Source organism: Streptomyces sp. NPDC046465 (assembly GCF_040646035.1).
In the GTDB taxonomy this organism is placed as follows: domain Bacteria; phylum Actinomycetota; class Actinomycetes; order Streptomycetales; family Streptomycetaceae; genus Streptomyces.
This window is the reverse complement of record NZ_JBEYZK010000015.1, coordinates 245,434-252,303: the sequence shown is the minus strand read 5'-3', so window position 1 is coordinate 252,303 and position 6,870 is coordinate 245,434. Positions and strand designations below refer to the sequence as shown.

Sequence of the window (6,870 nt, the reverse complement as noted above, 5' to 3'; positions counted from 1 at the left end):
CTAATCCACCCCGAAGGGCTTCATCGTTCGACTTGCATGTGTTAAGCACGCCGCCAGCGTTCGTCCTGAGCCAGGATCAAACTCTCCGTGAATGTCATCCCGTAATCGGGATTGCATCACGAGAGCGGAACCAGGAAGAGGAATAATCTTCCGGTTCACAGCGTCCTCGCTGATGTTTTCTTCAAAGGAACCTCAACTCACCGAAGTGAGTCGGGGTATCAACATATCTGGCGTTGACTTTTGGCACGCTGTTGAGTTCTCAAGGAACGGACGCTTCCTTTGTACTCACCCGCAGAACGTTGTCTGGGGCTTTCCTCCGGGCGCTTCCCTTCGGTATTTCGTGTTTCCAACCTTACCAGATCCGTTTTCCGTTCCGTTTCCGGTTCGGATTTCATTTCCGGTGGCCGTTGGAGGGCCTTTGCCTTTCGGCGTGTTCACTACTTTAGCGGATCCCCTCCGCAACTCATAATCGAGTTCCTCGAGTTCGAATTCGGGCATGCGGGCACGCCGAATAAGACCCCGCCGAGGGGAAGTTGTTAGGTAGTGGTTGGCCGCTTCCGTGCCGACAGATTGCCGAGCCCGGTTCAGGCGACTCGGACCACATTACGGAGGGGCCAGGGCCGCGTCAAGTTCGTCGGCGTCGGGGCGTATGGGCCCGATAAGGGCTCACCGTAGGGTCGTTGGCCGTCCAGAAGCGCCAGGGGTGGACACCGCCCTCCCCCGACACTCCCGTACGCGGGCCGCTCATGACCTGGTCGGAAGAGGGAGGGGTGCCCGTAAGGACGGTGAACGGGGAGTCCGGGTCCGCGCAGACGTCGCTGCCGTCGAGGCGGCGGTCCACGTCGAGGGCGGTGGCCAGGCGTGCGGGGCCTTTGGCCAGTTCCCTGTCCTTGCGGGCCGAGAGTCGACGGGTGCGGGCCAGCTCGGCGCCCTCCGTGATCTCACCCGCGCGCAGCAGGACCGCACCGGCCTTGCCCTCCGGACCGCACACCAGGTTCATGCAGTGCCACATGCCGTAGGTGAAGTAGACGTACAGGTGACCGGGCGGTCCGAACATCACGCTGTTGCGGGCGGTGCGGCCGCGATACGCGTGTGAGCCGGGGTCGGCCTCTCCCGCGTAGGCCTCCACCTCCGTCAGGCGGACCTCGATCGGGCCGTCCGACGAATCTCGTACGAGGATTCGGCCGAGCAGGTCCGGGGCGACCTCGAGGACAGGGCGGTCGAAGAAGTCTCGGGTCAGGGGCGTACGGTCAGTGGCCACGATCATGCCGTACGAGCGTAATACAGGTGGTGTCGGAACGTCGGTGGCCTTCGGGCCGCTCGGTCGTCAGGGTGACATCAGGGTGATGGCGCGGAACCGGGCACGGCCCCCTCGCGTTTGTACGGATCAAGGATTCAAGTCGAGACGAACCACAGGCGGCTGCCTGGGGGAGGAGAGTCATGGGGTTCAAGAAGCTGCTCGCGAGTATGGGGGCCGGCGGTGCCTCGGTCGAGACCGTGCTGACCGAGGTCAACGTGGTGCCGGGTGGCGTGGTCCAGGGTGAGGTGCGGATTCAGGGCGGGTCCGTGGACCAGGAGATCGAGGGGCTCTCCGTCGGCCTGCAGGCGCGGGTCGAGGTCGAGGGCAACGACCAGGAGACGAAGCAGGACATCGAGTTCACCAAGGTGCGGCTCGGCGGTGCCTTCACGCTCAAGGCGGGCCAGGTGCACGCGGTGCCGTTCGGGCTCGAGATCCCCTGGGAGACGCCGGTCACCTCCATCGACGGGCAGCAGCTGCGCGGGATGAACATCGGTGTGACCACCGAGCTGGAGATCGCGCGCGCCGTGGACTCCGGCGACCTTGACCCGATCAACGTGCACCCGCTGCCGGCGCAGCAGGCCATCCTGGACGCCTTCATCCAGCTGGGCTTCCGCTTCAAGAGCGCCGACATGGAGCGCGGTCGCATCCGCGGTACGCGGCAGAAGCTGCCGTTCTACCAGGAGATCGAGTTCTTCCCGCCGCAGCAGTACCGCGGTCTCAACCAGGTCGAGCTGAGCTTCGTCGCCGACGACCGGGAGATGGACGTCGTCCTGGAGATGGACAAGAAGCCGGGCCTGTTCAGCGAGAGCAGCGACTCCTTCCGCTCGTTCAAGGTGGGACTCAACGACTTCCAGGGCACGGACTGGGCCGCGTACCTGAACGAGTGGCTGTCCCAGGTCGGCAGCAAGCGGAACTGGTTCTAGGCTCGAAGAGGATCAGCGAGGTCCAGCAACCAACCAGGAGGTGCCGACGTGACCGAGCTCAAGAGGCCGCCGCTTCCCCATGACTTCCACCCGTCCGTGCCGTCGTTCACGGTCGTGAGCGAGGACTTCGAGCCGGGTGCGGTCCTGCGGGACGCGCAGGTCCACGCGGCCGGGAACACCTCGCCGCAGCTGCGGTGGGAGGGCTTCCCGCCGGAGACCAAGAGCTTCGCCGTGACGTGCTTCGATCCGGACGCCCCTACGGGGAGCGGGTTCTGGCACTGGACCGTCTTCGACATCCCGGTCTCGGCGACCGAGCTGCCGGGCGGTGCGGGCAGCGGCAAGTTCGAGGGGCTGCCCGAGGGCGCGGTGCAGGTGCGCAACGACTTCGGGACGAAGGACTTCGGGGGTGCGGCGCCGCCGCCCGGCGACCCGGCGCACCGCTATGTGTTCACCGTGTACGCGGTGGACCAGGAGAAGCTGGGCCCCGATGCGGATGCCGCTCCCGCGTTCGTCGGGTTCAACCTCCGGTTCCACACGCTCGCGCGTGCGCAGGTGATCGCCGAGTACGCCGCTCCCGCGGAGAGCTGAGCGTTCACCGATTGTTTGCCCGTCTCTGGTCATGGAAGTGATCGGAGGCGGGCATTTTTATTGCGTTGTCCATCTCGGCGCGCCCGGCCAAAGTTGATCCAAGCCCGCCAGGCGGTGGGCCGGTGCATACGGGAGGTGGGCAGGTTGATGCGGGACACGCTGGTGCTGAACGCGAGCTTCGAGCCGCTCTCGACGGTGTCGCTCAACCGGGCCGTCGTTCTGGTGCTCCAGGACAAGGCCGTGGTCGAGTACGCCCACCCCGGGCTCCGTGTGCGCGCGGCGGCGATCGACATACCCGTGCCGCAGGTGATCAGGCTCTGCAGGTATGTACGGGTGCCGTTCCGAAGACAGGCTCCGTGGTCGCGGCGGGGTGTGCTGGTCCGCGACCGGCACCGGTGCGCGTACTGCGGCAGGCGTGCGACGACCGTGGACCATGTGGTGCCGCGGTCGCAGGGCGGCGCCGACTCCTGGCTCAATACGGTGGCTTCGTGCGCCCTGGACAATCACCGCAAGGCGAACCGGACTCCGGACGAGGCCGGGATGCCGTTGCTGCGGCAGCCGTTCGAGCCGACGCCCGCGGACGCGATGCTGTTGTCCCTCGGGCGGGATGACTTGGCCTCGCTGCCCGAGTGGCTGGCGCAGCCTGCGGCGTAATGCCCTCGGGACGCTACGCGGAACGCCCGCTCAGTCGATCGTCGGCTGCTCGCGGCGCTCCTTGCCGGAGGAGCCGCTGCCCGAACCGCCGCCCATGGGGTTGAAGTTGCCGAGGGCGCCGCCCAGGCCCTTGAGCGCGTCGCCGATCTCGCTGGGCACGATCCAGAGCTTGTTCGCGTCGCCCTCGGCGATCTTCGGGAGCATCTGGAGGTACTGGTAGGAGAGGAGCTTCTGGTCCGGGTCGCCGGCGTGGATGGATTCGAAGACCGTGCGGATCGCCTGGGCCTCGCCCTCGGCGCGCAGGGCGGCCGCCTTGGCCTCACCTTCGGCGCGCAGGATCGCGGACTGCTTCTCACCTTCGGCGCGCAGGATCTCCGACTGCCGGACACCTTCGGCCTGGAGGATCGCGGCGCGCTTGTCGCGGTCGGCGCGCATCTGCTTCTCCATCGAGTCCTGGATGGAGGTCGGCGGCTCGATCGCCTTGAGCTCGACGCGGTTGACGCGGATGCCCCACTTGCCGGTGGCCTCGTCGAGGACGCCGCGCAGGGCCGCGTTGATCTCCTCGCGGGAGGTCAGCGTCCGTTCCAGGTCCATGCCGCCGATGATGTTGCGAAGGGTGGTGACGGTGAGCTGCTCGATCGCCTGGATGTAGCTGGCGACTTCGTACGTCGCGGCGCGTGCGTCGGTCACCTGGTAGTAGATGACGGTGTCGATGTTGACCACCAGGTTGTCCTGGGTGATCACCGGCTGGGGCGGGAAGGGGACGACCTGTTCACGGAGGTCGATGCGGTTGCGGATCGAGTCGATGAACGGGACGACGATGTTCAGTCCCGCGTTCAGCGTCCGTGTGTAGCGGCCGAATCGCTCGACGATGGCGGCGCTCGCCTGTGGAATGACCTGGATGGTCTTGATCAGGGCGATGAAGACAAGGACCACCAGAATGATCAGGACGATGATGATTGGTTCCATCGTGGCTCCCCGTACCCTTCATGCCTCGGCGTGTGTCCGCGGGATCTCAAAGATCTTGCTGGTCGAGTCTGTCAGACCGCTGTCCTGCCCGTGGGGCATTCACATGACGACGGCCGTCGCTCCGTCGATCTCGACGACGTCCACTTCCTGGCCCGCCTCGTAGGCGCGGTCGGTGTCGAGCGCGCGGGCCGACCAGATCTCCCCCGCGAGCTTGATGCGGCCGCCCGAGCCGTCGACCCGTTCAAGGACGACGGCGGATCTGCCCCTCAACGCGTCGATCCCGGTGGCCAGTTCGGGGCGTTGGGCGCGGTGTCTGGCCGCCACGGGGCGTACGACGCCGATGAGCGCGACGGAGACCGCCGCGAAGACCACGACCTGCAGCACGGTGCCGCCGCCGAGGCCCGCGGTCACGGACGCCGCGACGGCGCCCACGGCCAGCATGCCGAACTCCGGCATCGCGGTCAGTACCAGCGGAATTCCGAGCGCGACGGCGCCGATCAGCCACCACACCCATGCGTCGATGTCCACGAGGCCATGGTAGGACCGCCGGTCCTGTTCGGGACAGGGCGCCGATCAGCTCAGCGGAAGGCCCGTGGCGGTCCAGCGGTCGTTCTTCTGGTCGACGACGAGCGGGAGGCCGAAGCAGAGGGAGAGGTTGCGGGAGGTGAGTTCGAGCTCCAGCGGGCCCGCGGCGAGGACCTTGCCCTGCCGGATCATGAGGACGTGCGTGAAGCCGGGGGCGATCTCCTCGACGTGGTGCGTGACCATGATCATCGAGGGGGCGATCGGGTCGCGGGCGAGGCGGCCGAGGCGGCGTACGAGGTCTTCGCGGCCGCCGAGGTCGAGGCCGGCGGCGGGCTCGTCGAGGAGGAGCAGCTCGGGGTCGGTCATCAGGGCGCGGGCGATCAGGGTGCGCTTGCGCTCGCCCTCGGAGAGGGTGCCGAACCTGCGGTCCAGGTAGTCGCTCATGCCGAGGCGGTCGAGGAAGGCGCGGGCACGCTGCTCGTCCACGTCCTCGTAGTCCTCGTGCCAGCCGGCGGTCATGCCGTACGCGGCGGTGAGGACCGTCTGGAGGACGGTCTGGCGCTTGGGCAGCTTCTCGGCCATCGCGATGCCGGCGACGCCGATGCGCGGGCGCAGCTCGAAGACGTCGGTGCCGGGCTTGCCGAGGGTCTCGCCGAGGACGGTGGCGCTGCCGGTGCTCGGGAAGAGGTAGCTGGAGGCGAGGTTGAGGAGGGTGGTCTTGCCCGCGCCGTTGGGGCCGAGGATGACCCAGCGCTCCCCCTCCTTCACCGACCAGGAGACCTGGTCCACCAGAGCCCGGCCCTCGCGGACCACAGATACGTCCTCAAGCTCCAGTACATCGCTCATGAGCGCGCTGTCTCCCATTGCAGTCTCGGTCGTCGCTCGCGTCGGTGGACGCGGCCCCCGGATAAAACCTACGCCACCGGCCGACCGTTCCTGTCGTGAGCCCGGTCCTTAGGCTGTGTGCATGCTCTCGGAACCACGATCAGGACGCCTGGCCGCTTGGGGAAATGCCCTTTTGGCCGGACTTGTTTCTCCGGATGACGCGGTGCTCGCGATGGTCGGCGAGGACGCGGTGCACCGGGTCGAAGGACTGCCCGGGGAGTCGGGCCCGGTCGGGCTCACGCTCGCCCTGGGGCGGCTGCGCTCGCTGGGGGTGACCGGCCTGCGGGTGGCGCTGCCCGCGCCGGGGCATCCGCTCGGGCTGAGCGGTCCGCCCGAGTTCAACGCGCGGGCCCTGGAGGCGGAGGAGGCCGTCGTCGCGTTCGGCGCGCCGTACGGGCTCGTGCCCGAGGTGTACGAGGCGGGGCCGGAAGGCGACGTACACGTGGAGGTCGTCTGGCACTGCCTGCCCGTGCGCGAGGGGCCGCCCGCCGACGTGCCCTCGCTCGGGGAGGCGGAGCGCGAGCTGGCGGAGGCGCTGCGGGAGGCGACGGAGGTGCTGGCCCGGCTCGATGTCGCGGGGTCGGGTCCGGTCGCGGAGGCGGCGCTCGACGCGTACCGGGCGCGGGCGGAACGGGGCCGTGAGGTGCTTGCTCCCGGCTATCCGCCGCGTGCGGTGCGGGTGTTGGAGCTGGCGCAGCGGGTCGGTCTGCTGATCTCGCTGGCGTACGGGAACGGGCACGGCGGGGCCGTCAGCGCATCGGAGATGGCGGCGCGGGTGGAGGCTCTGCGGCCGGTGGAGCGGACCGCGCGCCGGGCGCAGGTCGCGGCGTACGACTCCGCCGTCGAGGAGCGGGAGCGGGGCGGGCACTGAGGAGCGGGAGCGGGGCGGGCACTGAGGGCGCACCCCCGGCGCGGGCACACGGCGCGTCCGCGGCGCGGGCACACGGCGCGTCCGCGGCGCGGGCACACGGAACGCCTCGGGCCCCGCGGACCTCAGTGGTCCGCGGGGCCCGTGCCGGGACCGGT

At 68.6% G+C, this 6,870-nt stretch carries 8 protein-coding genes and 1 rRNA gene; 4 read left to right on the top strand and 5 right to left on the bottom strand.

What is annotated here, in order from left to right:
- A 16S ribosomal RNA gene (locus ABZ953_RS24555) occupies positions 1 to 92 on the bottom strand; the annotation flags it as partial.
- A gap of 533 nt (positions 93 to 625) precedes the next feature.
- Positions 626 to 1,267, bottom strand: a complete 642-nt coding sequence (locus ABZ953_RS24550; RefSeq protein WP_361727346.1) for a DNA-3-methyladenine glycosylase — start codon at positions 1,265 to 1,267, stop codon at positions 626 to 628.
- Between the two features lie 173 nt (positions 1,268 to 1,440).
- Between ABZ953_RS24550 and ABZ953_RS24545 the strand changes: the two genes are divergently transcribed.
- The 3 genes from ABZ953_RS24545 to ABZ953_RS24535 all read left to right on the top strand — a co-directional run bounded on the left by ABZ953_RS24545 (position 1,441) and on the right by ABZ953_RS24535 (position 3,465).
- Complete coding sequence (locus ABZ953_RS24545) at positions 1,441 to 2,223, top strand: sporulation protein (RefSeq protein ID WP_361727344.1); 783 nt, start codon at positions 1,441 to 1,443, stop codon at positions 2,221 to 2,223.
- Positions 2,224 to 2,271: 48 nt separating this feature from the next.
- Positions 2,272 to 2,811: a YbhB/YbcL family Raf kinase inhibitor-like protein gene (locus tag ABZ953_RS24540; RefSeq protein ID WP_361727343.1), complete on the top strand. Its 540-nt coding sequence runs from the start codon at positions 2,272 to 2,274 to the stop codon at positions 2,809 to 2,811.
- 147 nt (positions 2,812 to 2,958) lie between these two features.
- Positions 2,959 to 3,465 (top strand): HNH endonuclease, encoded by a 507-nt coding sequence (locus ABZ953_RS24535; RefSeq protein WP_361727341.1) that lies wholly within the window; start codon positions 2,959 to 2,961, stop codon positions 3,463 to 3,465.
- Between the two features lie 30 nt (positions 3,466 to 3,495).
- Here the strand turns inward: ABZ953_RS24535 and ABZ953_RS24530 are convergent, their stop codons facing one another.
- The 3 genes from ABZ953_RS24530 to ABZ953_RS24520 all read right to left on the bottom strand — a co-directional run bounded on the left by ABZ953_RS24530 (position 3,496) and on the right by ABZ953_RS24520 (position 5,805).
- Positions 3,496 to 4,434, bottom strand: coding sequence for an SPFH domain-containing protein (locus tag ABZ953_RS24530; protein ID WP_361727339.1), 939 nt, complete (start codon positions 4,432 to 4,434; stop codon positions 3,496 to 3,498).
- Positions 4,435 to 4,533: 99 nt separating this feature from the next.
- Positions 4,534 to 4,962: an NfeD family protein gene (locus ABZ953_RS24525; RefSeq protein WP_361727337.1), complete on the bottom strand. Its 429-nt coding sequence runs from the start codon at positions 4,960 to 4,962 to the stop codon at positions 4,534 to 4,536.
- 45 nt (positions 4,963 to 5,007) lie between these two features.
- Positions 5,008 to 5,805: an ABC transporter ATP-binding protein gene (locus ABZ953_RS24520; protein WP_361727335.1), complete on the bottom strand. Its 798-nt coding sequence runs from the start codon at positions 5,803 to 5,805 to the stop codon at positions 5,008 to 5,010.
- Between the two features lie 121 nt (positions 5,806 to 5,926).
- Here ABZ953_RS24520 and ABZ953_RS24515 point away from each other — a divergent pair, with 121 nt between their 5' ends.
- Positions 5,927 to 6,715 carry a hypothetical protein gene (locus tag ABZ953_RS24515; protein ID WP_361727333.1) on the top strand — a complete coding sequence of 263 codons (789 nt, stop codon included), beginning with the start codon at positions 5,927 to 5,929 and terminating at the stop codon, positions 6,713 to 6,715.
- Positions 6,716 to 6,870 lie beyond the last annotated feature (155 nt).

Excerpts from the sequence above, each read along its gene's own strand:
- ABZ953_RS24520 (WP_361727335.1), bottom strand. The coding sequence starts at position 5,805 with ATGAGCGATGTACTGGAGCTTGAGGACGTATCTGTGGTCCGCGAGGGC.
- ABZ953_RS24530 (WP_361727339.1), bottom strand. The coding sequence starts at position 4,434 with ATGGAACCAATCATCATCGTCCTGATCATTCTGGTGGTCCTTGTCTTC.
- ABZ953_RS24515 (WP_361727333.1), top strand. The coding sequence starts at position 5,927 with ATGCTCTCGGAACCACGATCAGGACGCCTGGCCGCTTGGGGAAATGCC.
- ABZ953_RS24550 (WP_361727346.1), bottom strand. The coding sequence starts at position 1,267 with ATGATCGTGGCCACTGACCGTACGCCCCTGACCCGAGACTTCTTCGAC.
- ABZ953_RS24545 (WP_361727344.1), top strand. The coding sequence starts at position 1,441 with ATGGGGTTCAAGAAGCTGCTCGCGAGTATGGGGGCCGGCGGTGCCTCG.
- ABZ953_RS24535 (WP_361727341.1), top strand. The coding sequence starts at position 2,959 with ATGCGGGACACGCTGGTGCTGAACGCGAGCTTCGAGCCGCTCTCGACG.